This is a genomic window from Prauserella cavernicola (assembly GCF_016595675.1).
Taxonomy (GTDB): Bacteria; Actinomycetota; Actinomycetes; order Mycobacteriales; family Pseudonocardiaceae; genus Prauserella_A; species Prauserella_A cavernicola.
The window spans coordinates 296,131-321,293 of the sequence record NZ_JAENJH010000004.1; the positions used below are offsets into that span (position 1 = coordinate 296,131).

The 25,163-nt window shown below is 70.9% G+C and carries 30 protein-coding genes and 1 riboswitch; of the genes, 20 read left to right on the plus strand and 10 right to left on the minus strand.

Annotation, left to right across the window (positions count from 1 at the left end; translation table 11 throughout):
* The first annotated feature begins 226 nt into the window (after positions 1–226).
* The 8 genes from nadD (at position 227) to JHE00_RS19150 (ending at position 7,670) form a co-directional block, all read left to right on the plus strand.
* On the plus strand, positions 227–814 hold the full coding sequence (nadD, locus tag JHE00_RS19115) for a nicotinate-nucleotide adenylyltransferase (protein ID WP_200319891.1): 588 nt from the start codon (positions 227–229) through the stop codon (positions 812–814).
* Between the two features lie 62 nt (positions 815–876).
* A complete protein-coding gene (gene rsfS, locus JHE00_RS19120) occupies positions 877–1,281 on the plus strand; it encodes a ribosome silencing factor (protein WP_200319893.1) in 405 nt (134 codons plus the stop codon).
* Complete coding sequence (locus JHE00_RS19125) at positions 1,278–1,889, plus strand: histidine phosphatase family protein (protein ID WP_200319895.1); 612 nt, start codon at positions 1,278–1,280, stop codon at positions 1,887–1,889. Before rsfS ends, JHE00_RS19125 begins: the two co-directional genes overlap by 4 nt.
* Before the next feature lie 2 nt (positions 1,890–1,891).
* Positions 1,892–2,650, plus strand: coding sequence for a diglucosylglycerate octanoyltransferase (octT, locus tag JHE00_RS19130; protein ID WP_200319897.1), 759 nt, complete (start codon positions 1,892–1,894; stop codon positions 2,648–2,650).
* A gap of 10 nt (positions 2,651–2,660) precedes the next feature.
* Positions 2,661–3,506, plus strand: a complete 846-nt coding sequence (locus JHE00_RS19135) for a DegV family protein (protein ID WP_200319899.1) — start codon at positions 2,661–2,663, stop codon at positions 3,504–3,506.
* Positions 3,507–3,587: 81 nt separating this feature from the next.
* Positions 3,588–4,430, plus strand: a complete 843-nt coding sequence (locus JHE00_RS19140; RefSeq protein WP_307832016.1) for a helix-hairpin-helix domain-containing protein — start codon at positions 3,588–3,590, stop codon at positions 4,428–4,430.
* Complete coding sequence (locus JHE00_RS19145; protein WP_200319901.1) at positions 4,427–6,826, plus strand: ComEC/Rec2 family competence protein; 2,400 nt, start codon at positions 4,427–4,429, stop codon at positions 6,824–6,826. The genes JHE00_RS19140 and JHE00_RS19145 overlap by 4 nt, the downstream gene beginning before the upstream one ends.
* Positions 6,827–6,887: 61 nt before the next feature.
* Positions 6,888–7,670 (plus strand): SDR family NAD(P)-dependent oxidoreductase, encoded by a 783-nt coding sequence (locus JHE00_RS19150; protein WP_200319903.1) that lies wholly within the window; start codon positions 6,888–6,890, stop codon positions 7,668–7,670.
* A 40-nt stretch (positions 7,671–7,710) separates the two neighbouring features.
* On the opposite strand, the gene thrC is transcribed toward JHE00_RS19150, so the two are convergent.
* On the minus strand, positions 7,711–8,967 hold the full coding sequence (gene thrC, locus JHE00_RS19155; RefSeq protein ID WP_200319905.1) for a threonine synthase: 1,257 nt from the start codon (positions 8,965–8,967) through the stop codon (positions 7,711–7,713).
* A gap of 12 nt (positions 8,968–8,979) precedes the next feature.
* Positions 8,980–9,112, minus strand: a riboswitch (SAM riboswitch).
* A gap of 114 nt (positions 9,113–9,226) precedes the next feature.
* Between thrC and holA the strand changes: the two genes are divergently transcribed.
* Positions 9,227–10,207 carry a DNA polymerase III subunit delta gene (gene holA, locus JHE00_RS19160; protein WP_200319908.1) on the plus strand — a complete coding sequence of 327 codons (981 nt, stop codon included), beginning with the start codon at positions 9,227–9,229 and terminating at the stop codon, positions 10,205–10,207.
* 514 nt (positions 10,208–10,721) lie between these two features.
* On the opposite strand, the gene rpsT is transcribed toward holA, so the two are convergent.
* Positions 10,722–10,982: a 30S ribosomal protein S20 gene (rpsT, locus tag JHE00_RS19165; RefSeq protein WP_200319910.1), complete on the minus strand. Its 261-nt coding sequence runs from the start codon at positions 10,980–10,982 to the stop codon at positions 10,722–10,724.
* Positions 10,983–11,191: 209 nt separating this feature from the next.
* Here rpsT and JHE00_RS19170 point away from each other — a divergent pair, with 209 nt between their 5' ends.
* On the plus strand, positions 11,192–11,569 hold the full coding sequence (locus JHE00_RS19170; RefSeq protein ID WP_200319912.1) for a VOC family protein: 378 nt from the start codon (positions 11,192–11,194) through the stop codon (positions 11,567–11,569).
* Between the two features lie 14 nt (positions 11,570–11,583).
* On the opposite strand, the gene JHE00_RS19175 is transcribed toward JHE00_RS19170, so the two are convergent.
* A complete protein-coding gene (locus JHE00_RS19175) occupies positions 11,584–12,189 on the minus strand; it encodes a class I SAM-dependent methyltransferase (RefSeq protein WP_200319914.1) in 606 nt (201 codons plus the stop codon).
* Positions 12,190–12,302: 113 nt separating this feature from the next.
* Here JHE00_RS19175 and lepA point away from each other — a divergent pair, with 113 nt between their 5' ends.
* From lepA to JHE00_RS19200, 6 genes are all read left to right on the plus strand, one after another.
* Positions 12,303–14,168, plus strand: a complete 1,866-nt coding sequence (lepA, locus tag JHE00_RS19180; RefSeq protein ID WP_200319916.1) for a translation elongation factor 4 — start codon at positions 12,303–12,305, stop codon at positions 14,166–14,168.
* Between the two features lie 22 nt (positions 14,169–14,190).
* Positions 14,191–14,322 (plus strand): hypothetical protein, encoded by a 132-nt coding sequence (locus JHE00_RS35600; protein WP_268958318.1) that lies wholly within the window; start codon positions 14,191–14,193, stop codon positions 14,320–14,322.
* Between the two features lie 90 nt (positions 14,323–14,412).
* Positions 14,413–15,138, plus strand: a complete 726-nt coding sequence (locus JHE00_RS19185) for a molybdopterin-dependent oxidoreductase (RefSeq protein ID WP_200319918.1) — start codon at positions 14,413–14,415, stop codon at positions 15,136–15,138.
* A 2-nt stretch (positions 15,139–15,140) separates the two neighbouring features.
* On the plus strand, positions 15,141–15,758 hold the full coding sequence (locus tag JHE00_RS19190; protein ID WP_200319920.1) for a TetR/AcrR family transcriptional regulator: 618 nt from the start codon (positions 15,141–15,143) through the stop codon (positions 15,756–15,758).
* Positions 15,755–16,225: a DUF6463 family protein gene (locus tag JHE00_RS19195; protein WP_200319922.1), complete on the plus strand. Its 471-nt coding sequence runs from the start codon at positions 15,755–15,757 to the stop codon at positions 16,223–16,225. Before JHE00_RS19190 ends, JHE00_RS19195 begins: the two co-directional genes overlap by 4 nt.
* A complete protein-coding gene (locus JHE00_RS19200) occupies positions 16,222–17,148 on the plus strand; it encodes an NUDIX domain-containing protein (protein ID WP_200319924.1) in 927 nt (308 codons plus the stop codon). Before JHE00_RS19195 ends, JHE00_RS19200 begins: the two co-directional genes overlap by 4 nt.
* On the opposite strand, the gene JHE00_RS19205 is transcribed toward JHE00_RS19200, so the two are convergent.
* Positions 17,135–17,578 (minus strand): pyridoxamine 5'-phosphate oxidase family protein, encoded by a 444-nt coding sequence (locus JHE00_RS19205; RefSeq protein ID WP_200319926.1) that lies wholly within the window; start codon positions 17,576–17,578, stop codon positions 17,135–17,137. The two genes, JHE00_RS19200 and JHE00_RS19205, sit on opposite strands and share 14 nt — an antisense overlap.
* 76 nt (positions 17,579–17,654) lie before the next feature.
* Positions 17,655–17,867 (minus strand): hypothetical protein, encoded by a 213-nt coding sequence (locus JHE00_RS19210; protein ID WP_200319928.1) that lies wholly within the window; start codon positions 17,865–17,867, stop codon positions 17,655–17,657.
* A 243-nt stretch (positions 17,868–18,110) separates the two neighbouring features.
* Here JHE00_RS19210 and JHE00_RS19215 point away from each other — a divergent pair, with 243 nt between their 5' ends.
* On the plus strand, positions 18,111–19,163 hold the full coding sequence (locus JHE00_RS19215; RefSeq protein WP_200319930.1) for a nitronate monooxygenase: 1,053 nt from the start codon (positions 18,111–18,113) through the stop codon (positions 19,161–19,163).
* Between the two features lie 9 nt (positions 19,164–19,172).
* Here JHE00_RS19215 and JHE00_RS19220 read toward each other — a convergent pair whose 3' ends face one another.
* On the minus strand, positions 19,173–20,183 hold the full coding sequence (locus tag JHE00_RS19220) for an alpha/beta fold hydrolase (protein WP_200319932.1): 1,011 nt from the start codon (positions 20,181–20,183) through the stop codon (positions 19,173–19,175).
* A 110-nt stretch (positions 20,184–20,293) separates the two neighbouring features.
* The gene (locus tag JHE00_RS19225) at positions 20,294–21,259 is read right to left on the minus strand and encodes a zinc-binding dehydrogenase (RefSeq protein ID WP_200319934.1); all 966 of its coding nucleotides are present in this window, start codon (positions 21,257–21,259) and stop codon (positions 20,294–20,296) included.
* Positions 21,260–21,291: 32 nt separating this feature from the next.
* Between JHE00_RS19225 and JHE00_RS19230 the strand changes: the two genes are divergently transcribed.
* From JHE00_RS19230 to JHE00_RS19240, 3 genes are read left to right on the plus strand one after another with little or no spacing between them, the layout of a single operon-like run.
* On the plus strand, positions 21,292–21,507 hold the full coding sequence (locus tag JHE00_RS19230; RefSeq protein WP_200319936.1) for a hypothetical protein: 216 nt from the start codon (positions 21,292–21,294) through the stop codon (positions 21,505–21,507).
* A gap of 10 nt (positions 21,508–21,517) precedes the next feature.
* Entirely contained in the window at positions 21,518–21,940 is a 423-nt protein-coding gene (locus JHE00_RS19235) for a guanyl-specific ribonuclease (protein WP_200319938.1), read from the plus strand.
* Positions 21,937–22,308 carry a barstar family protein gene (locus JHE00_RS19240; protein WP_200319941.1) on the plus strand — a complete coding sequence of 124 codons (372 nt, stop codon included), beginning with the start codon at positions 21,937–21,939 and terminating at the stop codon, positions 22,306–22,308. The genes JHE00_RS19235 and JHE00_RS19240 overlap by 4 nt, the downstream gene beginning before the upstream one ends.
* Positions 22,309–22,326: 18 nt before the next feature.
* Here the strand turns inward: JHE00_RS19240 and JHE00_RS19245 are convergent, their stop codons facing one another.
* The 3 genes from JHE00_RS19245 to JHE00_RS19255 are packed head-to-tail and all read right to left on the minus strand — an operon-like array spanning position 22,327 to position 25,163.
* Positions 22,327–23,100 (minus strand): enoyl-CoA hydratase family protein, encoded by a 774-nt coding sequence (locus JHE00_RS19245; protein WP_200319943.1) that lies wholly within the window; start codon positions 23,098–23,100, stop codon positions 22,327–22,329.
* 33 nt (positions 23,101–23,133) lie between these two features.
* A complete protein-coding gene (locus JHE00_RS19250) occupies positions 23,134–23,880 on the minus strand; it encodes a sirohydrochlorin chelatase (protein WP_200319945.1) in 747 nt (248 codons plus the stop codon).
* Positions 23,880–25,163, minus strand: a complete 1,284-nt coding sequence (locus tag JHE00_RS19255) for a sulfate adenylyltransferase subunit 1 (protein WP_200319947.1) — start codon at positions 25,161–25,163, stop codon at positions 23,880–23,882. The genes JHE00_RS19250 and JHE00_RS19255 overlap by 1 nt, the downstream gene beginning before the upstream one ends.

A 25,163-nucleotide genomic window follows, 5' to 3' on the forward strand; every position in this document is an offset into this window, starting at 1 on the left:
AAACCGGCCATATTGTGCCGCAGGTCACACTCAGGGTCCGCGTCATGTCCCGTCGGATGGCCAGTCACTTCCGCGTGCCAGCGCACGCGGGGTGTGCTGGCACCCGGCGAATTCCCCCAGATCGCCGGTCGCACCGGTACGTGCCGCGAGGGTCGGCCCCGACACGGGGAGTGGGACGGCCCGACCCTCGCGGCGCGTCTCACCAGGCCGTATAGGGTGGGTTTTCATGTCGCCACGCCGCATCGGTGTCATGGGTGGAACATTCGACCCCGTGCACCACGGTCACCTCGTCGCCGCCAGCGAGGTCCAGTCCCGATTCGAGCTCGACGAGGTCATCTTCGTGCCCACGGGCCAGCCCTGGCAGAAGGCCGACCGCGTCGTCTCCAAAGCCGAGGACCGGTACCTGATGACGGTGATCGCCACCGCCTCCAACCCGGTCTTCTCCGTGAGCAGAGTGGACATCGACCGCAGCGGTCAGACGTTCACGGTCGACACGCTGCGCGACCTGCAGCACGAGTACCCCGACGACGAGCTGTTCTTCATCACCGGAGCCGACGCGCTCGAACAGATCCTGACCTGGCGCGACGCGGACGAGGTGTTCACATACGCGCACTTCATCGGCGTCACCCGGCCCGGCTACCACCTCGACGACCACCACCTGCCCAAGGGAAAGGTCAGTCTCGTGGAGGTCACCGCCATGGCGATCTCCTCCACCGGCTGCCGTGAACGGGTCAAGGCGGGCGAGCCGGTCTGGTACCTCGTGCCCGACGGCGTTGTCCGGTATATCGATAAACGCAGGCTGTACCGGGACTGACGGGTCCGTCGGCGGCTCCGGGTACGCTTCTGCGGACGCACGTTCGATCCCGAAGGAGCACCGTGACAGCGACGGCCGAAGCACGAGACCTCGCGACCGCGGCCGCGCACGCGGCGGCGGACAAGAAGGCGACCGACGTGGTCGTGCTCGACGTCTCCGAGCAGCTCGTCATCACCGATGCGTTCGTCATCGCGTCGGCACCCAACGAGCGCCAGGTCGGCGCCATCGTCGACAACGTCGAGGAGAAGCTGCGGCTGACCGGGCACAAGCCGGTCCGCAGGGAAGGCGCCAGGGAAGGGCGCTGGGTACTGCTCGACTACGTCGATGTCGTGATCCACGTGCAGCACGCCGACGAGCGTTCGTTCTACGGGCTCGAGCGACTGTGGAAGGACTGCCCCCGCATCGAGGTCGAGGGCCTCGAGGAGAGTGCGGCGAACGCGGCCACCGAGGAACCGGGTACGCCGTGAGCCTGCGACGGCTCGTGCTGTGGCGGCACGGGGAGACCGATTACAACGCGGCAGGCCGGATGCAGGGTCACATCGACTCCGCGCTGACCGAGGTCGGCTGGAACCAGGCGCGGTTCGCCGCGCCCGCTCTGGCGCGCTTCGAGCCCGACCTGGTCATCGCCTCCGACCTGCGCCGCGCGACCGACACGGCCACCGTGCTCACCGACGCCATCGGCGTGCCGCTGCGCATCGACAAGCGCCTGCGCGAGACGCACCTTGGCGACTGGCAGGGCCTCACCGGCGCCGAGGTCGACGAGAAGGCACCGGGAGAACGCGACCGCTGGCGCACCGACGCCACGTGGGCGCCTCCCGGCGGTGAGTCGCGCATCGACGTGGCCGAACGGGCGGGCGAGGTCGTCAACGACCTCCTGCGCTCGGACGACGGTCACCAGACGGTGCTGCTGGCCGCCCACGGTGGGCTGATCGTCGCGGTCACGGCACACCTGCTGGGGTTGCCCGTTTCGCTGTGGCCCTCGCTCGGCGGCATCTCGAACTGCCACTGGGTCGAGCTCGTCCGGCGCGACGACGTCTGGCGGCTCCACGCGTACAACGCGGGCATGACCGGCTAGTCATGACCTCGCCCCGGCTGCTGGTGTTCGGCGACTCGCTGAGCTTTCACGGCCCCGATGGGGGATATCCGTCCGACGAGCCGCGGCTGTGGCCCAACGTGGCGGCGCGGGAACTCGGCGGCAGCGCGGAGCTCGTCGCCGGTATCGGCTGGACGGCACGGGACGTCTGGTGGTCGCTCACCGGTGACCCGAGGGTGTGGGCGGACCTGCATCGCGCCGACGTGGTCGTGCTCGCGATCGGCAGTATGGACTCGTTGCCCTCGCCGCTGCCGACCTACCTGCGGACCGGATTGCGCTACCTGCGGCCAGACGGCGTGCGCCGGGTGGTCCGCAACGCCTATCTCGCGGCCCAGCCGAGGCTCGCGGTCGCGTTCAACGGCAAGCCCGCCGTGCTGCCACCGCGGCTGACCGGGCAGTACCTGGCCACTTCCGCGTCCGCGCTGCGGGTGCTGCGTTCCTCGCTGCCCATCGTCGGCTGGCTGCCGTCGGTGCACCGGGCGCCGTCCTACGGCTACGTGCACACCGCGCGCGACGAGACGGCCGAGGAGATCGCGGCGTGGGGCCGCCGCGACGACGTGCCGCTGCTCGATCTGCCCGCCGTCGTCGGCCAGCACGTGCTCGGCGGACAGGGCAATACCGACGGCATGCACTGGGGCTGGGACGGGCACGAGGCGGTCGGCAAGGCCATGGCGGCGCTGATCGCGCCATTGGTGCCCGATGCTGGCGCGGCGACCCCCGCCACGGGGCGGACGGGAACGTAGGCTGGCGCTCGTGCCGGTCGCCGTTGTCACGGACTCCACTGCTCATCTGCCGGAAGGGTTCGCCGAGAGGCATGGGATCCGGGTGGTCCCGCTCCACGTGCTCGTCGACGGGGTCGCCGCGCTCGACGGTGTCGATGTCGGTCCCGTGGTGCTGGCAGAAGCCCTGGGGCAGCGCCGCATCGTGACCACGTCCCGGCCCACTCCGTCCGCGTTCGCAGCCGCGTTCCGGGCCGCGCTCGACGACGGCGCCGACACCGTCGTGTCCGTCCACCTGTCGAAACGGCTGTCCGGCACGTGGGAGTCCGCGGTCATCGCGGCGCAGGAAGTGGGGCCTGACCGGGTGCGCGTCGTGGATTCGCGCACCACCGCGATGGGACTGGGGTTCGCGGCGCTGCACGCGGCCGCCGCGGCGGCCAACGGCGCGCGGGGCGAGGAGGTCGAGGCCGCCGCCGTCCAGGCGGCGGAGCGGTCGGAGACGTTGTTCGTGGTGGAGACGCTCGAGTACCTCCGCAGGGGCGGCCGGATCGGGCCCGCGGCCGCGCTGTTGGGTACCGCGCTCGCCGTCAAACCGGTGCTGCGGATGGACGGTGGGGAGATCACCCCGCTCGAGAAGGTGCGCACCATGAACAGGGCCATGGGCCGGCTCGTCGACCTCGCGGTGCAGGCGGCCAAAGACACCGAGATCGAGCTCGCCGTGCACCATCTGGCCTCGCCGGAGCGCGCGGCCGAGCTGGCGACGCGGCTGGAGGAGCGGCTGCCGCGCTCCCGCGGGTGCGTCGTGTCCGAGTTGGGCGCCGTGATCGGAGCGCACACGGGCCCCGGCGTGCTCGGAGTGGTCGTCCAGCGTCCGGCCTGACTTGTCCACATCACCCGGGTAATCCACAGCCCTGGCAGTTTCCACTGCTCCGGTCGGCTCGTCCTCCCTAGCGTCGAATATGTGTTCGACCAAGCGAAGCCTGGTTCCGGCGACGCGGAACCCCAGCCAGAACCCGAGCTGCGCCCGCAGCCGGGTGCGTCGAAGGTGCGGCTGGCCCAGCTGGCCGCGCAGGTCAGCGATGAGCAGACTCCGCAGCCGGAGTCCGGCGCCGCGTCCCCGGGTAAGACCGGCCGCCTTGTCGAGCGATGGCTGCCGTCCGGGTTGGCGAACGCGCCACCCCGGAGGCAGCGCAGGATCGCGGTCGTCACTGCCCTGGCGGGAGTGGCGGTCGCGGCCGGCCTGGCCGTGTTCGTGCTGGGCGGCCGTCCCGAGCCGGAGCAGCCGCCGCCGCTACCGGTGGCGCAGACGGCCGCCACCTCTGCGCCCTCGCCCGCGCCGACCAGTGAGCAGAGCGCCGAACCACTGGTCGTCAGCGTCGTCGGCAAGGTCGCCGAGCCCGGCCTCATCACCGTCCCGCCGGACGCCAGGGTCGCCGATGCCATCGAGAAGGCGGGCGGTGCCCACCGGGACGCCGATCTGCTGACCGTCAATCTGGCCCGGCGGCTGGTCGACGGGGAGCAGCTCTACGTGGGTGTTCCCGCGCCGCCGGGAATGCAGGCTCCCGAGGCTCCGGCCGACGCACCCGGTGCCCCGGGCGGCCAGGCCGAGGCGAAGGTCGATCTGAACGCGGCGGGGCAGGACGAGCTGGAGAGTCTCGACGGGGTCGGCGAGGTCACGGCGCAGCGCATTCTCGACTGGCGTGAGGAGCACGGCCGGTTCAGCGCGGTAGAGCAACTGCGTGAGGTCGATGGCATCGGTGAGAAGCGGTTCGAGGAGCTGCGTGACCAGGTGCGGCTCGGATGACCACCTGGCTGCAGGGCGAGTCCTCTGGCGTGGCGCGCCGTCAGGACCTGCGGCTGGTACCGGCGGCGGTGGTGGTGTGGTCGTCGGCGCTGTGCGGGCTGCTGTGGGGCTGGTGGGCGTGTGTGCTGTTCGGTGCGGTGGGGCTCGTCGTCGCCGCGGTTGTGGCCCGGAGGTGTGTCCGTAGCCGCGCCGGGCCGGTGCCGGACCGGCGGCTGGCCGCCGCGGGGGCGCTCGCGGTGTGCGGCCTGCTGACCGTGGGGCCGCAGGCCATCCGGTTGTCGTCGGCGGAGCACGACCCGCTGCGGGAGGAGGCTCGGCAGGGGAGCTCTGTCACCGTCCGCGCTGTCGTCGGGGAGCGGCCGCGGGCATTGCGCTCGGCGGGCTACGCCGACCAGCGTGGGGGAGCGCGGTCGGTCCTCGTCCCCGTGGACGTTCTCTCCGCGACCGTGCACGAACGATCCGTGGCCTCGACCGGCCGAGTGCTGCTCATCGCGCCGTTCGCTGGGTGGTCCGAGCTGTTGCCGGGGCAGGAGGTCACCGCGTCGGGTGTGCTCGCACCCGCACGGTCGGGTGAGCTGACGGTCGCCGTCACCTACGTGCGCGGTCCGCCCGAGGACACCGGGGACGCGCCGTGGTGGCAGGTGGGCGCCGAGTCGATCAGGGCTGCCTTGCGCACCGTCTGCGGGGTGCTCTCCGACGAGCCGGCGGGGCTGCTTCCCGGGCTCGTCGTGGGCGATACCAGTGCCCTGCCGGAGCGGGTGGAGCAGGAGTTCTTGGACGCGGGGCTGTCACATCTCACTGCTGTCAGCGGTTCCAACGTGGCGATCATCTGTGGCGCGGTGCTGCTGGTCGCCCGGGCGCTGCGGGCTGGGCCCCGGCTCTCGGCGATCGTCGCCGGTGCGGCGCTGGTGGGCTACGTGACGCTGGTCGGGTACGAGCCGAGCGTCCTGCGCGCCGGTGTCATGGGTGCCGTGGGTCTGCTCGCACTCGTGCTGGGCAGACAGCGTTCCGCGATGCCGGCACTCGCGGCGGCGGTGTGCGCACTGGTTCTCTATGACCCCGCGATGGCCGTGAGCATGGGCTTCGCGCTGTCGGTGGTCGCCACGGCCGGTCTGGTGCTGCTGGCGCCGAGGTGGTCCGAGGCGATGACCCGCCGACGAGTGCCCGCCGGCGTGGCCGAGGGGCTCGCGATCCCGGTCGCGGCCTTCGTAGTCACCGCGCCGATCATCGCTGGAATGGCGGGCGAGGTCAGCCTCGTGTCGGTGGTCGCGAACCTGCTGGCCGCACCCGTGGTCGCGCCGGTGACGGTGCTCGGAGTGGTCGCCGCGGTGCTGGCCGGTCCCTGGCCCGCGGCCGCGGAGGTGTTGGTGCAGGTCGCCGGTCCCGGCGTGAGCTGGCTGGTGTTCGTGGCGCGCGAGGCCGCTGGGCTGCCGGGTGCGGTGGTGTCGTGGCCGGCGGGCTGGTGGGGAGGGTTGCTCGCCGCCGGTGTGGCGGGCTTGCTGGTCCTGGCGCTGCGGTACCGGCAAGCGCGGATCGCACTGGCGTTGACTCTGGTGGCCCTGCTGGTGGTGCTGGTGCCGGTGCAGGTGGTCTCGCCGTCCTGGCCGCCGGACGACTGGGCTGTCGTGGCGTGTGACGTGGGTCAGGGGGACGGTCTCGTGCTCGCGACCGGCGAGCCGGGACGTGCGGTGGTGGTCGACGCCGGACCCGAGCCGGGGCCGCTCGACCGTTGCCTCGAGCGGCTGGGTGTGGACCGGGTTCCGCTGGTGGTCCTGAGTCATCTCCACGCCGACCACGTCGGCGGGCTCGCGTCGGTACTGGAAGGGCGTGCGGTAGGTGCGGTCGCCGTCGGTCCTGGCCGTTCGCCGCGCTGGGCGTGGCGGGAGGTCGCGGCGGAGACGTCCACGCGCGGGATTCCGCTCGTCGAGCTCGGACTGGGTGAGCGGCTGGACTGGCCGTCATTGCGTTTGGAGGTGATCGGGCCGCGGTACGCGGCGCCCGACTCGGGAGATCTGGAGGAAGGCACGGAGATCAACAACAACTCGCTGGTGGTGCGCGCGAACACCGCGGCCGGGCGCGTGCTGCTGACCGGCGATGTCGAGCTCGCCGCGCAGAGCGATCTGCTCAACGCGGACACGGACCTGAGCGCCGAGATCCTGAAGGTCCCGCACCACGGCTCGCGCTACTCGCTTCCGCCGTTCATGAGTGCCGTGGCGCCGCGGGTGGCTCTGGTGAGCGTCGGCGCCGACAACAGCTACGGACACCCCAACGACACGACGCTGAGCGTCCTGACGAGAGGAGGAGCGCTGGTGGCCCGTACCGACACCGGCGGAGACACCGCCGTGGTTCCCGACGGGGGAGTGCCGGCCGTGGTGCGGAGAGGACCGTCGACATGAGGGATCCGCCGTGGCGCTAATTCGGTTGCCGGGGTTTCGGCGCACCCGACACGCTGGCCCGATGATCGATACCGGACTCGCGGGGAAGGTCGTACTCGTCACTGGGGGCAGCGGTGGCATCGGTGAGGCGATCAGCCGGGCCTTCGCCGCACAGGGCGCGCGCGTGGCGGTGCACCACCATGCAGGGGAGCGGGAACCGCCCGGGCGGGCCCGATGGGCACATGTGACCCCGCACGCCGAGGCGGCGCGGAGTTTGGCCGACGAACTGACGGGAGCGGTCAGCGTCGCGGCCGATCTCGCGGCGCCGGACGCGGCCTCACGATTGCTCGATGCCGTCGAGGACAGGCTCGGGCCCGTGGACGTGCTGGTGAACAACGCCGCGCACTGCGAGACACCCGACAGCATCGGGGAGCTCACCGCCGAAGGGCTGGAACGGCACTACCGGGTCAACGCGGTGGCGCCAGCACTGTTGATCAGCGAGCTCGCCCGCCGCCACCGGCCGGAGCGGCCCGCGCCGTGCGTCGTCAACATCTCGACGGATGCGGCCAGGGCCTTCCCCGGCCAGATCGGCTACGGCACGTCCAAGGCCGCGCTGGACGGGCTGACGCGGGCCACAGCGCTCGACCTGGGACCCACCGGGATCCGGGTCAACGCCGTGGCGCCGGGGCCAGTGCAGACGGGCTGGATGGACGACGCCATGGAAGCGCAGGTGAGCGATCTGGTTCCGTTGCGGCGTGTCGGCGAACCCGGAGACATCGCCGATGGCGTGGTGTTCCTGGCGTCCCGGCAGGCCCGCTGGGTCACCGGCCAGGTGCTGCAGGTCGCGGGCGGGCACGCGCTGTGATCCGCGACGGGCAAGACCGCCGCGGATCACCGGCTCCGGCTCAGTAGCCGAGGACCTTCCGCACCGCGTCGGCGGACGGGGGCACGGTGGCCTTCGGACCGATCTTGCCCTCGACGGCGTCGAGCGTCTTCAGACCGTCGCCGGTGATGAGCAGGACCGTCTCGGCGTCCGGGTCGAGCTTGCCAGCCTCGATGAGCTTCTTCGCGGTCGCCACGGTGACACCGCCGGCGGTCTCGGTGAAGATGCCCTCGGTGCGCGCCAGCAGACGGATGCCCTCGACGACCTCCTCGTCGGAGACGTCCTCGATCGCGCCGCCCGTGCGGTTGACGGTGTCGAGCACGTACGGACCGTCGGCAGGGTTGCCGATCGCGAGCGAGCGGGCGATGGTGTCGGGCTTCACCGGCTGGACCACGTCGTGGCCGTTGCGGAAGGCGGTGGACACGGGGGAGCAGCCGGTGGCCTGGGCGCCGAAGATCTTGTACGGCGACTCGTCCACCAGGCCGAGCTGGCCCAGCTCGCGGAAGCCCTTGTCGACCTTGGTCAGCTGGGAGCCCGACGCGATCGGGACGACGATCTGCTCAGGCCGCCGCCAGCCGAGCTGCTCGGCGACTTCGAAGGCGAGGGTCTTGGAGCCCTCGGAGTAGTAGGGCCGCACGTTGACGTTCACGAACGCCCACGACTCGTGCTCGGAGGCGAGTTGGGTCGCGAGCCGGTTGACGTCGTCGTAGTTGCCGTCGACGGCGATCAGCGAGCCGTCGTAGACGGCCGTGGTGAGGATCTTGGCGCGCTCGAGGGAGGAGGGGATCAGCACGACCGACTGCCAGCCCGCCCTGGCGGCGGCAGCGGCGACGGCGTTGGCGAGGTTGCCCGTCGAGGGGCAGGCCAGCGTGTCGAAACCGAACTCGCGGGCCGCGGCGAGCGCGACGGCGACCACGCGGTCCTTGAACGAGTGCGTCGGGTTGCCGGTGTCGTCCTTGACCCAGATGCGCTTGACCCCGAGGGCCTTCGCCAGCCGGTCGGCACGCACCAGCCTCGTACAGCCCGGCTCGGTGTTGGGGGTCTCCTCGACGTTGGAGGGGACCGGAAGCAGCTTCTTGTAGCGCCAGATGTTGCGCGGGCCGGACTCGATGTCCTCCCTGCGCACCTTGCCGAAGTCGTAGGCCACCTCGAGCGGCGAGAAGTCCTCGGGGGAGACGAACTCCGGAGCCAGCGGCTGGCGGTGGCCCTCTTCCTTGGACACGAGCTCGACGGCCGGACCGAGGTCAACGGACTTGGTGGTTTCGAGCGCTGCAGTCATCGCGAGGTCCTTTCCTCATCTGTCCCACTGACGCGGGTCGGAATTGGCACCGTGTTCGTCAGCTACCTCGCGGAATCGAGATGACAGGCTGACGCCGGTTGCCGGGGCTTCAACGGGCCGTTCCCTCTGCCCCTCTGGATGAGCGGTATTCGGTTGTCGGTCGGCGGAAATCCGCCTGACGTCGCTTCGAAGCGTACGTCATGAGGATCAGATCGTGCCATGGCTGTGCGGGTTGGGTCACCGTGGCAGGATCGTCGTCGTGACCGCGTCAGCCACCGCACCAGAGCCACTGCACCTCGTGCTCGGCGATGAGGAACTGCTCGTCGAGCGCGCGGTGCGCGCCGTGCTCGACTCCGCGCGGAAGGTCGACGCCACCGCCGAGCTGACCCGGGTGCGGGTGTCCGAACTCACAGCCCCGCAGCTCGCCGAGCTCGTCAGCCCCTCCCTGTTCAGCGAGGGGCGCGTGATCGTGCTGGAGAGCGCGCAGGACGTCTCGCAGGAGATCTCCGACGCGGTCATGTCCTACGTGGCCATGCCCGCGGACGGCATCGCGCTCGTGGTGGTCCACACCGGCGGCGGACGCAGCAAGGCGGCCAAGGCTCTGCCCGCGACGCTGAAGAAGGCTGGCGCCACCGTCACCGAGTGCGACAAGATCACCAAGCCCGCCGAGCGCGAAGCGTTCGTGCGCAACGAGGTTCGCACCGCGGGTGGCCGGATCGACGCGGCAGGCGTGGTCGCGCTCATCGACTCCGTGGGTTCCGATCTGCGGGAGCTCTCGGCCGCCGCGGCGCAGCTCGTGGCCGACTCGGGCGGCAAGGTCGACGAGGACGCCGTGCGCCGCTACCACCGCGGCCGCGCTGACGTCACCGGCTTCATGGTCGCCGAGAAGGCCGTGGCGGGAGACCGGGCCGCCGCGCTCGAATCGGTGCGCTGGTCCCAGCAGATCGGTGTGCCACATGTGCTGGTGGCCGACGCGCTGGCCGATGCGATCCGCACGATCGCCCGGGTGTCGGCGGCGGGCCGGGGCAACCCGAACCAGATGGCCGGCGAGCTCGGCATGCCGCCGTGGAAGATCCGCAAGGCGCAGGGGCAGTCGCGTGGCTGGAACGGAACCTCGCTGGCGGAGGCCATGCGCATCGTCGCCAGGGTCAACGCCGAGGTGAAGGGCGCGGCGGCCGATCCGGACTACGCGATCGAACGGGCCGTGCTCGATCTCATCGCGGCCAAGGAACGCCGCTGACCCCGAACGCGTGGTCGCGACGGCTCCGTTCGCGCCGCCAGCCGCGCATCGGCGTGGACCGGCGGCCGACCAGCTGACGGTCTGACGGACCGAGTCGGACTGGTCAACGAGCGGACTGACGGACCAAGTCTGACCGGCCAATTGACGGACCGAGGGACCAAGTCGGACCGACCAACACTCGGTCCGGCGGACCGAGTCGGACCGACCGATGGACCGTCGGGCCGACCAACCGAGCCAACCGATCAACTGACGGACCGACTCTGACTCGGCACCGACCCGGACCTGCACGACGCGGACCCGGTACGACGCGGACCCGGCGGGACGCGGATCGACGCGATCCGGGCCCGCGCGACGAGGACCGGCACGACCCGGGCCGACACGATCCGGACCGACGCGATCCGGGCCGACACGACCCCTGACACGACCCGGACCCAACTCCTGCACGATCCCTGACACGACGAAGCCCCCGGCGACCGTGGTCGACCGGGGGCTTCGCGAAAGCTCGTCCGCTGGGTCAGAGCTTGTTGGCGCGCTGGGCCATCGCGGACTTCTTGTTCGCGGCCTGGTTCTTGTGGAGCACGCCCTTGCTCACAGCCTTGTCCAGGCTGCGCGCGGCGGCACGCTGCATCTCGACGGCCTTGTCCTTGTCGCCGGAGTCAGCAGCCTCGCGGAACTTGCGGACCGCGGTCTTCACCGCCGACTTGACCGACTGGTTGCGCTGACGCGCCTTCTCGTTGGTCGTGATGCGCTTGACCTGGGACTTGATGTTGGCCACGGGGGCTCTCCTCACATCGTTCGGCGGGATGTCGTTGCCGCGTTGTCGTGGCCCCGGTGACTCACCGGGCTTCCTCCCTGGCGGAACGCCACACGGCAACGACGGGAAAGCATAACAACGCACCATGTCCGGGCTCCGGCCAGGTGGGCCACTCGTCGCTGGTCAGGCTCGTCGCGCCGGTCCGCGGGGTGGCGTGAGACGGTGTGGTCATGGACGTGCTGAGCAGCAGGGTGCTGGTTCATCCCCGGGATCCGGACGTGACGACGGCCTTCTACCGCGACACGCTCGGGCTGGCGGTCTATCGCGAGTTCCCCGGCGGCACGGTGTTCTTCCTTGGCGGGGGATTCCTCGAGGTCGTCGGCAGGGGCAGCACGGGGCCGGGGCCTGACGTCGCGCTGTGGCTGCAGGTCAGGGACCTCGCGGCCACTCTCGCGGACCTGCGCGAGAAGGGCGTCGAGCCGGAGCGCGGGCCGCGGCGGGAGCCGTGGGGGCTCGACGAGGCGTCGATCGCCGACCCGGACGGCACGCGGATCGTGCTGGTCGAGGTCCCGTCCGACCATCCGCTGCGCGTGGACGTCCGCCCGTAGTTCGGGACGGTTGTTCAGTGCGGTAGCGGCCGCCAGGCGCGCAGCTGCGCGGCGCGGGCGGCGATGGGGCCGGGCGGATCCCAGACCCACGTCTGCAGATCGGTGAAGCCGGCCGCCTCCAGTTCCGCGGCGAGGTCGTGCCTGGCCACGGGCAGCCACTTCTCGTGCGCGGAGAGCACGAGCCTGCCTCCGGGGCGCAGCACGCGCAGCAGCTCCGCGAACGCCGCGCCCCGGTCGCCCCAGAGCTGCACGTTGTTGACGCTGAGCACGACGTCCATCGACGTCTCGGGCTGACCGGTCGCCGCGGCCGTGCCGGCGCGCAGCACGACGGACCCCGCGCGCACCGCGTCGGCACACCGCTGTCGGCACAGCTCCAGCATCTCGTCGGACGGATCGACACCGACGGCGAGCCGGGCGCGCCCGGCGGCCTCGGCGAGCCCGACACCCGGGCCGGGACCGAGCACCAGCACGGTCTCCTGGTCGCCGGGTTTCGCCACCTCCACGACGTGCCGTTCGGTCGCGGCGTTGCCGTGGGCCATCAGGGCCCCGCCGAGTCTGCCCAGCAGACCGCGGGGATGACCGAATGCCCTGTCCAGTGCTTCGTCGACTACAGAACTCATATTTCGAGGTCAGCACGGAGCGAGCGAGGCTCGCATCGGGGATGACCCGGAAATGTCGGTGTGGCGGCATGGGAACATGGAGGACGCCACCCGCGAGCGACCTGAGGTAACGAGTGACACAGACACGCCCGTCCGCCGACGCCACGTTCACGCCGCCGGAGCACATCCGGAACTTCTGCATCATCGCCCACATCGACCACGGCAAGTCCACCCTGGCCGACCGGATGCTGCAGCTCACCGGCGTGGTCGAGGAACGGGCCATGCGCGCCCAGTACCTCGACCGCATGGACATCGAGCGCGAGCGCGGCATCACGATCAAGGCGCAGAACGTGCGGCTGCCGTGGCGGCTCGGGGACCAGGACCACGTGCTGCACCTCATCGACACCCCGGGCCACGTGGACTTCACCTACGAGGTCTCCCGGGCGCTCGAGGCGTGTGAGGGCGCGATCCTGCTGGTCGACGCCGCGCAGGGCATCGAGGCGCAGACGCTGGCGAACCTCTACCTCGCGCTCGAGAAGGACCTGCACATCATCCCGGTCCTCAACAAGATCGATCTGCCCGCCGCGGATCCTGACAAGTACTCGGCGGAGCTGGCCAACATCATCGGCTGCCAGCCCTCCGACGTGCTGCGGGTGTCGGCGAAGACGGGCGAGGGCGTCAGCGACCTGATCGACGAGGTCGTGCGCCAGGTGCCGGCGCCGGTGGGTGACGGCGATGGTCCGGCGCGGGCGCTCATCTTCGACTCCGTCTACGACACCTACCGCGGTGTGGTCACCTACATCAGGGTCGTCGACGGCAAGATCTCGCCGCGCGAGCGGATCAAGATGATGTCGACGGGCGCCACGCACGAACTGCTCGAGGTCGGCATCATCTCGCCGGAACCGAAGGCCACCAAGGGACTCGGCGTCGGCGAGGTGGGCTACCTCATCACCGGGGTGAAGGACGTCCGCCAGTCGAAGGTCGGTGACACGGTCACCTCGGAGCGCCGCGGTGCGCCCGAGCCGCTCGCCGGCTACCGCGAGCCACAGCCGATGGTCTTCTCGGGCCTGTACCCGATGGACGGCTCCGACTACCCGGACCTGCGCGAGGCGCTGGACAAGCTGCGACTCAACGACGCCGCCCTGAGCTACGAGCCCGAGACGTCGGTTGCGCTCGGGTTCGGCTTCCGCTGCGGCTTCCTCGGCCTGCTGCACCTGGAGATCACGCGCGACCGGCTGGAGCGGGAGTTCGGCCTCGAGCTGATCTCCACGGCGCCCAACGTCGTGTACCAGGTCTTCCTGGAGGACGGCACGGAGCTCGTGGTCACCAACCCGTCGGACTGGCCGACCGGGGGCAAGATCGCCGAGGTGCACGAGCCGATCAGCAAGGTCACCGTGATCGCCCCGTCCGAGTTCATCGGCGCCATCATGGAGCTGTGCCAGGGCAAGCGCGGACAGCTGCTCGGCATGGACTACCTGTCCGAGGACCGCGTGGAGCTGCGGTACCAGCTGCCGTTGGCCGAGATCATCTTCGACTTCTTCGACTCGCTGAAGTCGCGCACCCGCGGCTATGCCTCGCTCGACTACGAGGAGTCGGGCGAGCAGGCTTCCGAGCTGGTCAAGGTGGACATCCTGCTGCAGGGCGAGGCGGTGGACGCGTTCTCCGCGATCGTGCACAAGGATTCCGCCTACAGCTACGGAAACCGGATGGCGACGAGGCTGCGGGAGCTGATTCCGCGCCAGCAGTTCGAGGTGCCGATCCAGGCGGCGATCGGCTCGCGCATCATCGCGCGCGAGACCATTCGCGCGATCCGCAAGGACGTGCTCGCCAAGTGCTACGGCGGCGACATCTCGCGTAAGCGCAAGCTGCTGGAGAAGCAGAAGGAAGGCAAGAAGCGCATGAAGACCGTCGGCCGGGTGGAGGTGCCGCAGGAGGCATTCGTCGCGGCACTGTCCACTGAGGACAGCGGCGGTGGCGACAAGGGCAAGGGCAAGAAGTAGCGCCCTGGGTCGGGACCGCGCCGTGGTCGAGGTGATCACGGCGTGGGGGAGCACGCCAGTGTTCGATGACGCGGCGTTCGGCGACGTCGCGGCTCTGATGATGGATCGGGTCGCTTCGGTCGCCGTGCTCGAGTCGGCCGAAGCGCGACGCTGAACCGGCGGGCCCGGTATCTCACACAACCGATGCCGCAGCCCTTGGCGTCCGTGTTACATTCATACAAGTATGTATGTATGAGGAGCCGGTATGCCGAAGTCGTCACGCTCCCGAAAAACGCACCACACCACCGCCACGGGCGGCCCCGGTTCGAGCTCGTCTCTTCCGCCTGGCCAGCGGCGCCGCCGGGACTTCCCGCGCTTCTCCCACCACCGGAAGCGTCCCCCGGCTGTCGCGAGTGCACCCGAGGTGCTCGTAGTTCTCCCCTCTGGGCATGAGTTCCGGGTCCCGGTCCACCGTCTGGAACAGGCCGTTCCGCGCGTCGAGCAGGTCGCGGACTTCCACTGCGTCGCGGGCTGGAGCTCTCCGTCATTGACCTGGTCGGGCTTCTCGTTCGGGCAGTTCTGGGCGGCCTTCGTGGAGCCTCGCTGCGCTCGCGGCCAGACGGCGGGGATCGTGGTGCACGGCCAGGACGGTGTCGTCGCCGCGCTCGATCTGCGCGACGCGCTGGGGCACGACGTCCTGCTCGCGGACCGGCTCGACGGCGCACCGCTTGATCCCGCCCACGGCGCGCCGTTGCGGCTCGTCACGCCCGGCCAGTACGGGTACAAGAACATCAAGCACGTGGCCAGGATCGAGGTCTGCGCGACGCTGCCGGATCCCGGTCGCGGACGACATCTCCGCGCTCGGGTCGAGCACGAGGAGCGGCACCCCAGAATCCGCGGCCGCCTGCTCCGCCTGCCTTACCGGCTGGCTATTCCACTGATCATCCGCATGAGCAGGCTGAAGTACCGCCCGGAAGACAGGGAGACCTGACAATGCCCCCGCGCAACGACGACACCCGTCGCACTCAGGCTGAGCGGCGCACACAGAGTCGTCACGCCTTGCTGAAGTCGGCCGCGGCGGGCTTCGCCCAGCACGGCTATGCCGGTCTGTCACTGGAGAGCGTCGCGACGGGCGCCGGCTACACCCGCGGAGCGCTGTACCACCAGTTCGCGAGCAAGGAGGAGCTCGCGCTGGCGGTGGTGCACTGGATCGACGAGAACTGGCAGCTCGAGGTCGGCCAGGCCGCGCTGGTGGAACCCGATCCGGTCTCGGCCCTGCTCATCATGGCGCGCGAGACCATCTCCTACTGCCGCCACGAGGCCGCTCGGGCCCTGCTGACGTTGCGCAACGAGTTCCGGACCGGCGACCACGCCATCGGCGCGGCGATCGGCCAGATGCGCGACCAGCTGATGGAACGATGCATCGGCCTCGTGGAGAAGGGACGGGCGGACGGCACGATTCCGCCCGGACCGCCGTCCGACAGCACCGCCCTCGCCTACCTCACGGTGGTGGACGCGGTGGCGATCCAGCTGGCCGGAAAGACCGGTCACGATGTCGAGCTCGGCGAGCGAGCCGTGCGCGGCGTGCTCGGGATAGGGAACGTGGGGTGAGCACTGTGCACAGAGGACAAGACGCACCGGGCGTCGGGAAGCCGGCAGCGGAGCACCACAGCAGCAGAGCCGCCACGCAGACGATCTGGGCTGGCCGGAGCCTGGTGCTGATCGGATCGGTGCACCTGGTCATCTTCGTGGTCCAGGCCGCGGCTCTCGGGCACCTGACCGACTGGCTGACCGGCGGCCTGCTGAGCGTCGAGACGTTGGAAGCCGAGCTGTCGCAGTCGCAGTCGTACTTCTGGCTGTCGATCGGCAGCAGCGCGGTACCGATGGCGCTTCTGGGATTGCTGATCATCAGAATGGGCCGCGCGAAGGAGCTCGTGCCGGGTTACCTCCTCGGAGGACTCACGGTCTGGACCCTCGTCTGCTGCCTCCTGCTGGAGCCCTCGGGGTTCCCGTTGCTGCTGGTGCCGGTGATCCTGTTGTTCCTGGCACGACGGGCAACGCACGAGAAGCCCGCATGAAGCGGAAGCCCCACCGGTGCGTGGCGGCCCTGCTGGTGCACGAGGGGCGGGTCCTGCTCGCACACCGGTCATCCCGGCGTGCGTGGCATCCGGACGTGTGGGATCTGCCCGGCGGTCACGTCGAGGACGGCGAGCACCCGGCGACCGCACTGATCCGGGAGCTGCGTGAGGAGCTGGGAATCACCGTCGGACAACGGACTCTGAGCTCGGCACCCCGCATCGAGCTCCACACCGACGATGTCGTCGTGGAGATCCGGGTGGTGCGCGAGTGGACCGGCACCGTGGTCAACGCCGCTCCCGACGAACACGACTCGATCGCCTGGTTCGCGCCCGCCGACACGGAGTCTCTGACGCTGGCGGACCCGTCGTATCGGGGGCTGATCGAGGCGGTACGTACCGGGCCTCGGCGGCACCTGTGCGCTCTCGTCGGCGGCACGGTCGCCGAGGAGGTCGACGTGGCCCGCCACCGCTGGGACCCCGTCATGGCCGCGGTGGCTCCGCCCCACGTGACCCTCAGCTACCCGGAGGAGGTCACCGACGAACGGCTGCTCCTCGACAGGATGGCGGCAGTGGCGGAGCACCAGCCGCCGTTTCACCTGACGCTGGCACAGTCATTCACCCGCGAGGGAGGCACGTTCCTCGGACTGCTGGATGTGGAGGGCGGCTGGGCGCGCCTGCGCGAAACGCTGCTCGCCGCACCGTTTCGCGCCGTCGACTTCCCGCCGCACCTGACCGTGGCGCATCCGCGGACATCGCACCACGGCGAGGCCTGCGCCCAGGAGCTGCGCGCACCGGTCGGGGCGAGCGTGCGAGTCGACGAGATCTGTTTCACCGAAACCGGGCTGGCGTTCACGGTTCTCCACCGGTTCCCGCTCCGCGGCCGGGCGACCGACGCCTCTCCTGATCCGCCTAGGGGCTCGTGATCCGCGCGGGCTCCACGAACAGGGCGGTGCGGCGCTCCGCCGCCATGACGCGGTCGTACTCGTTCCAGTCGTCGTGCGTGCCGCCTGCTGCGGTGAAGATCTCACGCAGCAACGTGGCGAACCGGTCGGCGGGCACCGCGGGCTCGGGGTCGTCCGGTCCGATGAGCCGCGTCGGCCCCTGAACCGACGCCCACCGCCAGCCGCGCCGGAAGACGACCGTCGCGTGGCCGCTGCGGCGCAGCAGCGCGAGCTTGTGCGCCCCGCCCAGCAGGACGGCGGCCACCGAGGGCGTGCCGGACACCGGGTCGTCCAGTACGCCCGCGTTGACCACGGACGCGTGCACCGTCCCGTCGGGCCGCGTGGTGGCCAGCGTCGCCAGTCCGTGCTCGGCACGGGCGAGGCCGCGGACGAGTTCGAGGTCGGCCGACATCGCTTCACCGTAGACGGCACAGGGCCGCGCGAGGAAGTTCCTCGCGCGGCCCAGGGTGTGCGTGCGGTGCTGCCGGTCAGACGCCGAGCAGGGCGGCGAGCGCCTCGACCAGCGACGCGGACGTGGCCGCGATCGTCTCGTCCAGGTACTCGGCGATCGGGGTCAGCTCGGCCGCGGAAGCCTGGCCGCCCACGACGGCGAGCATCGGCACGATCAGCGCGCTCACCGCGATCCCCCGCAGGGTCCAGCGCTTCGCCGTGCTCCGGGTGGCCACCTGGTTTTCGGTCATGCTGTCCTCTTCCCTCTCGGTTGGACGCGAACGTCGCTCGCGTCGAGAGCAGCTTGCACTCGGCCAAAAGGGCTAACAAGGCGGTTTACGGACGATTTTCGATCATGAAACGCGAGGTCGCCTGCGTGGGTGACAGGCATTTACCCGATGGTCATGTCCGTGAAGTTGTTTCTCACCCGCCGGTAACAATCACAGAAGCCGGGCGCGTCAGAGCCGCGATCGAGGCCTTCGTAGGCTTGGCCCATGTTCGACAGCTTGCGTGTCCCGGTGGTCGTGGCTCCGATGGCCGGTGGCCCGTCCACACCGGAGCTCGTCGCCGCGGCTTCGCACGCGGGAGCATTCGGTTTCCTGGCGGGTGGATACCTCGGTGCCGCCGCGCTCGCGGACCAGATCGACAAGACCAGGGAGCTCTGCGGTGACTCGCTGGGCGTGAACCTCTTCGTGCCCGGCATTCGCGCCATTGTGGACGCGCGGCCCTACGTCGAGCGGATGCGTGCCGAGGCCGAGGGCTACGGCGTCGCGGCCGGTGCCGCGCAGTGGGACGACGACGGGTACGGCGCCAAGCTGGATCTGCTGGTGGAGTACCGCGTGCCCGTGGTGTCGTTCACCTTCGGCGTCCCGCAGGAGCCCGACATCGAGCGGCTGCACGAGGCGGGCACCACGGTGGTCGTCACCGTCACCACGCCCGAGGAGGCCCGGCACGCGACGGCCGCGGGTGCGGACGCGTTGTGCGTGCAGGGTTTCGAAGCGGGCGGTCACCGCGGCGTGTTCACCGACGACCCCGGGCGGCCCGAGGGCGGTGAGGCGCACGGTCTACTCGCCGCGCTGCGGCTCGTCTCGGTGGAGACGGACCTGCCGCTGGTCGCCGCCGGTGGTCTCGTCCACGGCGCCGACGTGGCGGCCGTGGTCACCGCTGGCGCCGTCGCGGCCCAGCTGGGCACCGCGTTCCTGCGCGCGGACGAGGCGGGCACCAACGCCACGCAGCGGCGCGCGCTGGCCGAGGCGGACAGGGCCACCGCGTTCACTCGCGCGTTCAGCGGCAGGCCCGCGCGCGGCCTGGTCAACCGTTTCCTGCGCGAGCACTCGGGTGCCGTGCCCGCGGCCTACCCGCAGGTGAACAACCTCACCAAGCCGATCAGGGCGGCGGCGGGCGCCGCCGGTGACGCCGAGGGGATGTCGCTGTGGGCGGGCCAGACCTACGCGCTGGCCGGTGAGGCACCCGCCGCCGAGATCATCGAGACGCTGCGCGCCGAGGCCGAGACCGCGCTGGCCCGCAGTGCGAACCGGTTCGCCTGAACCGGCAGGTCAGCCCGCGGCGCCGGTCGCGGCGGGAGGCAGCGGCGCGCGCTCGGGCTTGTCGCGACGGGCGCCCTGCGCGAAGTAGGTGAGCACCTCGGCGACCGATCGCGGGTCGTCGAGCTGCGGGCAGTGCCCCCAGTCCTCGCGCTCCAGCAGCCTGCTGTGCGGCACGAGGGCGTGCAGCTGCCGTCCCGACGCCGCGCTCACCAGCCGGTCCTTGCCGCAGGCGACGACCAGCAGCGGCGTGGTGACGCGGTCGAGCTGGTAGGCCGACTCGAGCTCGGAGACCAGCCTGCGGGCCTCGGCGAGCCTGCTGGTGGTGGAGTCGTAGTCGGGGAACAGGTCGAGGAAGCGGCGGACGTGCACGGCGTCGGCCATCCGCAGGTCGGCGTAGAGCAGCCGGGGTACCACCTGCTGGGCGATGGAGCGGACGACGAAGCCGGGAACCGGCAACGGCAGCGACGCGCACAGGCGCAGCGCCAGCGGGTACTTCGCGACGGTCCGGATCAGCCACGAGTCGACGAAGCCGGGAGCGGCGATCGAGACGACGCCGTCCACGGGCAGGCGGTGGTTCTGGGCGGCCCGCAGGCTCATCGTGCCGCCCAGCGAGTTGCCGACGAGCACGACGCTGCCCAGCGCCGACTGCTCCCTGATCACGGCGGCCGTGAACGCGTCGAGCTGGGGCAGCATCGCGCCGGGACGCAGGGGAGTGGCCTCGCCGAATCCGGGCAGGTCGACGGCCATCGCCGACAGTCCGGCCTCGGCGAGCTCCTCGAGGACAGGGCGCCACGTGTCGGCGCTGTCGCAGTAGCCGTGCAGCAGCACGATGCGGGGGCCAGCGGGCTTCGCGGTCGTGCGCCGCCGCCGCTTGCGGCCACCGGTCTCCACCAGCCGGGGCCCGACCTCCAGCACCCGCGTGCGGAAACCGGCGAAGCGCCGGTACCCGCCCCGGATCTCCGGGCCGGGCGCGTCGGGTCCCACCGTTTCCGGTGAAGCCGTTCGCCGCGCTGCGATCATGCTTTCAGGTTAACCAGAACACGGAATTTCGTGCCCCATTTCGTGGACACGAACCCGTAAAGGCGCAGTGTCGGTGGGATGTATGCCCAGGTCAGCCGACTGATGGGAAACTAACGAACAAACACGATCTTTCCCGCGGTAGCACCTTGCTGCATGTCCGAGAAGCCGGCCTCGGCCTCCTCGAACGGCAACTCGGCACCGATCTGGGGCCGGATCCCGGCGAGGTCGGTGTAGGAGAGGAGGTCGCCCAGCTCGTCGCGGGTGCCCATCGTGGAGCCTTCGACGCGCAGCTGCAGGAAGAACAGGCGCTGCAGGTCGGCGCTCGGATCGGGTCCGCTGGTGGAGCCGCAGACCACGATGATGCCGCCGGGCTTGAGCGACTTCATCGAGTGCGCCCACGTGGCCTTGCCGACCGTCTCGAACACCGCGTCGACCCGCTCGGGCAGCCGCGCGCCCGGTTCGAAGGTCTGGTGGGCGCCGAGCCGCTCGGCGAGTTCGCGCTTCTCGTCGGTGCGGCCGGTGACCCACACGCGGAAGCCCGCGGCGCGGCCCAGCTGGACCAGGGCGGTCGACACACCGCCGGAGGCGCCCTGGACGAGGAACGTCTGCCCCGGCCGCAGTCCGGACTTCACGAACAGCATCCGATACGCCGTCAGCCACGCCGTGCCCATCGTCGCCGCCTCGGCGAACGACAGCCCTGCCGGCTTCGGCAGCACGTTGCGCGCGGGCACGATCACCGAGTCGGCGAAGGTGCCCTGGTGCTTCTCCGTGAGCAGGGTCCGTTTGGGGTCGAGCGTGTCGTCGCCGCGCCACGACTCGTCGTTGACCACCGAGTGGATGACCACCTCGGTGCCGTCGTCCAGCACGCCCGCCCCGTCGCAGCCGAGGATCATGGGGAACTGCTCCTGCTTGATCCCCACGCCGCGCAACGTCCAGAGGTCGTGCATGTTCAGGCTGGCCGCTTTGACCGAGACCTTCACCCAGCCGTCGGGGACCTCGGGGTCGGGTCGTTCGCCCACGACCAGCGAGGCGAGCGGTTCGTCGGGGTTGGCTTCTTTGGCATAGACGGCGAACATGGCGTCAAAGTACCTGGCGTAGGCTCTCCGTTGTGTTCGACGGAGTGGCCAGCTGGTGGGACAGCCTCGAGCTGTGGCTCGCACAGCAGTGGTTTCCCGTGCAGTTCGTCCTGGTGATGGTCGTGCTGGTGCCGCTGTGTTTCGGGCTGGCCTGGCTGATCCACCGGGGTGTCGACGCGGTCGCCGACCGCGTCCGCAAGTTCCGCGGCCGCGCGCACTCGGCGCGGGGCGCGGACAGAACGTCCTAGGGAGGCGTGGGTGTTCTCCCGCAGGCGCATCAGTGTGGCGCTGGTCGGACTCATCGTGCTCGTGCTCGGTGGCTGGCTGATCAGGGACGTGATGGCGGTTGACGATCCGCCGAACGGCCCAGGTAGCCTGCCGGGCGCGGACTCGGGCCTCGAGGTGGTGTCGCTGTCGAGCCTGCCGCCCGAGGCGGAGCAGACCTGGCAGCTCATCGAGCAGGGCGGACCCTTCCCGTATCCCGCAAAAGACGGCACGACATTCGGCAATAGGGAGAAATTGTTGCCTGAGAAGCCATCCGGTTACTACCACGAGTACACGGTCGACACGCCGGGCAGCGAGGACCGCGGCGCCCGCAGGCTCGTCACCGGCGACGGCACCGAGTTGTACTTCACCGGAGACCACTACGCGTCGTTCCTCGTCGTGGACCCGAGGCGATGAGCACCCCGCCTCGCCCTGACGTCCAGGCCGTCACCGACCAGGCACGTTCCCGGGGTGCGTTCACCCACGTGCTCGACGGCAGTGCTCACGCGGACAAGGCGGGCACGATCGACGCGATCGCCGTCGCGCTGTCGTTCCCGGACTACTTCGGCCGCAACCTCGACGCGCTCTACGACTGCCTCACCGACCTGGGCTGGCTGCCCTCCGGTGAGCACGTGCTGATCTGGGTCGCCTCCGACGTGCTCAAGCAGGCCGACCCGCGCTCCTACCTCGCGGTGCACAGCGTGCTCTCCGACGCCCAGCGCGCGCTGGCGCCCGGCGGCGAGCGTCGCGACAGCCGCACCCTGACGGTGGTGCTGGCGGACTGACCCGCCGCCGCGGCCGCCTCAGGCCTCGGGGACCCAGCTGGGCTTGCGCTTCTCGCCGAACGCCGTGATGCCCTCCTGGCCCTCCTCGCTCGCGAAGAAGCGGGACGACGTGGCGAGCATCTCCGCGAACGCCTTCGGCATCTCCCGGCCGCTCTCGCCCTGCAGCAGTTCCTTCGTCGAGGCGAGTGCGACGGGGCCGCCGTGGGCGAGCGAGCGGACGTAGCGCTCGACGGTCGCGTCCAGTTCCTCGGCGGGCACGGCCGCGTTGATCAGCCCGATCACGGCGGCACGCTCGGCGTCGAAGACGTCGCCGGTGAGGAACAGCTCGTGGGCCGCGCGTGGCGTGAGCCTCGGCAGCACCGTCACCGAGATGATCGCCGGGATCAGTCCGAGGCGGACCTCACTGAAGGCGAAGGTCGCGTTGTCGGAGGCCACCGCGATGTCGGCCGCCGCGACGATGCCGACGCCGCCGGCCCTCGCGGGTCCGGCCAGCCGCGCCACCACGGGCTTGGGGCTGGTCCAGATGCGCTCGAGGATCGCGGGGAACTCGTTGACGCCCTGGTCCGACGAGCCCGCGCCGCGGGCTTCCTTGAGGTCCATCCCCGCGCAGAACACGGAACCGGTGTGGGTGAGCACGACCACCCGCACCGCGTCGTCGGCGATGGCTCGCTCCAGTCCGTCGCTCAGCTCGCGGCGGAGTTGCGCGGACAGCGCGTTGCGGTTGTGCGGGGAGTCGAGCGTGATCGTCGCGACCCCACCCGTCACGTCGTAGTGCACGAGTTCGTCAGCCATGCCGACACCTTCGCACACGCCGTGGCGCGGACGTCAGGCCGAACGCAGGGTCGCCGAGACCGCGTCGGCGTAGCGCTCGAGCACGACCTGCGCCACGCGCGGCTCCGGGCCGAGCGGGGCGGCGACGGGGGAGCCGGGTGCGGCGGCCCGGGCGAGGTCGCGGATGCGGTCGGGCAGCAGGCCGGGCGCGAAGAACCACGACGCGACCGCGAAGTGCCGGGCGCCGCGGGCCCGCAGCTTGGCGATCGCGGCGGGCACGTCGGGCTTGGTGGCGCTGGCGAACGCGGGCGCGACGAGGCACTCGTGGGAGGCCTGCCAGCGCTCGGCCACGCGGGCGACGACGTCGTTGGCCGGGCCGTGCGAGGAACCGACCGCGGAGAGCACCACGCCCAGCTCCGGATCGGCGAGGTCGGCGCCGGTGGCGCGCAGCCGGTCCAGAGCGACGGCCTCGAGCAGCGGGTCAGCGCCGAGCACGTCGGCGACCGAGACCCGCAGCCGGGGCAGCCGGGAGGTGACGTCGTCGACGATGCCGGGCAGATCGACCCGCGCGTGGAAGGCGCGGCCGAGCAGCAGGGGCACCGCGACGACGTGCCGGTGTCCCTCGGCGTGCAGGGTGGTGAGCACGTCGGGCACCGACGGCTCGGAGAGGTCGAGAAACGCCACGCGCACGTCGAGGCCGGGCGCTGTCGCCCGCACGACGTCGCCGAGTGCGCGCACGGTGGCCGCGGACCGGGGGTCACGGCTACCGTGCGCGACCACGACGAGTGGCGCCTGGCTCACTACTGCTCCGAACCGCCCAGCGCGCTGAAGCGCTCGCCGACGAGGCCCGCGGCGAGAGTGTCGCCGTCCTTCGGGTCGATCACGAGGAACGCGCCCGTGCGGGCGCTCGCCGCGTAGTCGTCCACCGGGATCTCCTCCGACAGCCGCAGCCGGACGCTGCCGATCTCGTTGAGCTCCAGCGAATCCGGTCCCTCCACAGTGGACAGGGTCTGCTCGTCGAAGCGCGAGTTGAGCTCCTCGACGAGCGCCTGCACCGTGCGTGCCCCGTGCTTGACGAGCACGCGCGCGCCGGGCTGGAGCGACTTGGTCGACAGCCAGCACAGCGCGGCGGTGAACTCGTCGGTCACCTCGGGCCGGTCGGCGGCCGAGGCGATCAGGTCACCGCGCGCGATGTCCAGGTCGTCGGCGAGCAGCACGGTCACCGAGCTGCCCGCTCCCGCCTCGTCGAGCTGCCCGTCCGCCGTGCCGACGCTCTCGACGGTGGTGCGCAGGCCCCTCGGCAGCACGACGACCTCGTCGCCGGGACGCACCGTGCCCGCCGCGATCTGGCCCGCATAGCCGCGGTAGTCCGGGTACTCGGGCGTGCGCGGCCGGATCACGTACTGCACGGGCAACCGGAACGGCGCCTCGTGCGGGTCGGGCGCGACCGGCACGGTCTCCAGGTGCTCGAGCAACGTCGGGCCGGTGTACCAGGGCGTGTTCTCCGAGCTCGTGGCCACGTTGTCGCCGACCAGCGCCGACACGGGGATCGTGAGGACGGAACCCTCGGCGTAGCCCAGCGACGCCGCGTGCGTGGCGAACTCCTTGGCGATGACCGTGAAGGCGGCCTCGTCGTAGCCGATGAGGTCGACCTTGTTCACCGCGAGCACCAGCCGCGGTACGCCCAGCAGCGCGAGCACGGCGGCGTGGCGCCTGGTCTGCTCCACCACGCCCTTGCGGGCGTCCACCAGCAGCACGGCGAGCTGTGCCGTGGACGCGCCGGTGACGGTGTTGCGGGTGTACTGGACGTGGCCGGGCGTGTCGGCGAGCACGAAGCTGCGCTTCGGGGTCGCGAAGTAGCGGTACGCCACGTCGATGGTGATGCCCTGCTCCCGCTCGGAACGCAGGCCGTCCACCAGCAGCGAGAGGTCCGGAGTGGACAGACCGCGGTCGACGCTGGCGCGCTGCACGGCGTCCAGCTGGTCGGCGAGAACCGACTTCGTGTCGTAGAGCAGACGGCCGACCAGCGTCGACTTGCCGTCGTCGACGCTGCCTGCCGTGGCGAGCCTCAGCAAAGAGCTCAT

Excerpts from the sequence above, each read along its gene's own strand:
- JHE00_RS19190 (WP_200319920.1), top strand. The coding sequence starts at position 15,141 with ATGCCCCCGCGCAACGACGACACCCGTCGCACTCAGGCTGAGCGGCGC.
- JHE00_RS19205 (WP_200319926.1), bottom strand. The coding sequence starts at position 17,578 with ATGTCGGCCGACCTCGAACTCGTCCGCGGCCTCGCCCGTGCCGAGCAC.
- JHE00_RS19240 (WP_200319941.1), top strand. The coding sequence starts at position 21,937 with ATGAGCACCCCGCCTCGCCCTGACGTCCAGGCCGTCACCGACCAGGCA.
- JHE00_RS19185 (WP_200319918.1), top strand. The coding sequence starts at position 14,413 with ATGCCGAAGTCGTCACGCTCCCGAAAAACGCACCACACCACCGCCACG.
- nadD (WP_200319891.1), top strand. The coding sequence starts at position 227 with ATGTCGCCACGCCGCATCGGTGTCATGGGTGGAACATTCGACCCCGTG.
- JHE00_RS19175 (WP_200319914.1), bottom strand. The coding sequence starts at position 12,189 with ATGAGTTCTGTAGTCGACGAAGCACTGGACAGGGCATTCGGTCATCCC.
- octT (WP_200319897.1), top strand. The coding sequence starts at position 1,892 with ATGACCTCGCCCCGGCTGCTGGTGTTCGGCGACTCGCTGAGCTTTCAC.
- JHE00_RS19200 (WP_200319924.1), top strand. The coding sequence starts at position 16,222 with ATGAAGCGGAAGCCCCACCGGTGCGTGGCGGCCCTGCTGGTGCACGAG.
- JHE00_RS19220 (WP_200319932.1), bottom strand. The coding sequence starts at position 20,183 with ATGATCGCAGCGCGGCGAACGGCTTCACCGGAAACGGTGGGACCCGAC.
- JHE00_RS19255 (WP_200319947.1), bottom strand. The coding sequence starts at position 25,163 with ATGAGCTCTTTGCTGAGGCTCGCCACGGCAGGCAGCGTCGACGACGGC.
- JHE00_RS19210 (WP_200319928.1), bottom strand. The coding sequence starts at position 17,867 with ATGACCGAAAACCAGGTGGCCACCCGGAGCACGGCGAAGCGCTGGACC.
- thrC (WP_200319905.1), bottom strand. The coding sequence starts at position 8,967 with ATGACTGCAGCGCTCGAAACCACCAAGTCCGTTGACCTCGGTCCGGCC.
- JHE00_RS19170 (WP_200319912.1), top strand. The coding sequence starts at position 11,192 with ATGGACGTGCTGAGCAGCAGGGTGCTGGTTCATCCCCGGGATCCGGAC.
- JHE00_RS19225 (WP_200319934.1), bottom strand. The coding sequence starts at position 21,259 with ATGTTCGCCGTCTATGCCAAAGAAGCCAACCCCGACGAACCGCTCGCC.
- JHE00_RS19245 (WP_200319943.1), bottom strand. The coding sequence starts at position 23,100 with ATGGCTGACGAACTCGTGCACTACGACGTGACGGGTGGGGTCGCGACG.
- JHE00_RS19215 (WP_200319930.1), top strand. The coding sequence starts at position 18,111 with ATGTTCGACAGCTTGCGTGTCCCGGTGGTCGTGGCTCCGATGGCCGGT.
- JHE00_RS19145 (WP_200319901.1), top strand. The coding sequence starts at position 4,427 with ATGACCACCTGGCTGCAGGGCGAGTCCTCTGGCGTGGCGCGCCGTCAG.
- JHE00_RS19150 (WP_200319903.1), top strand. The coding sequence starts at position 6,888 with ATGATCGATACCGGACTCGCGGGGAAGGTCGTACTCGTCACTGGGGGC.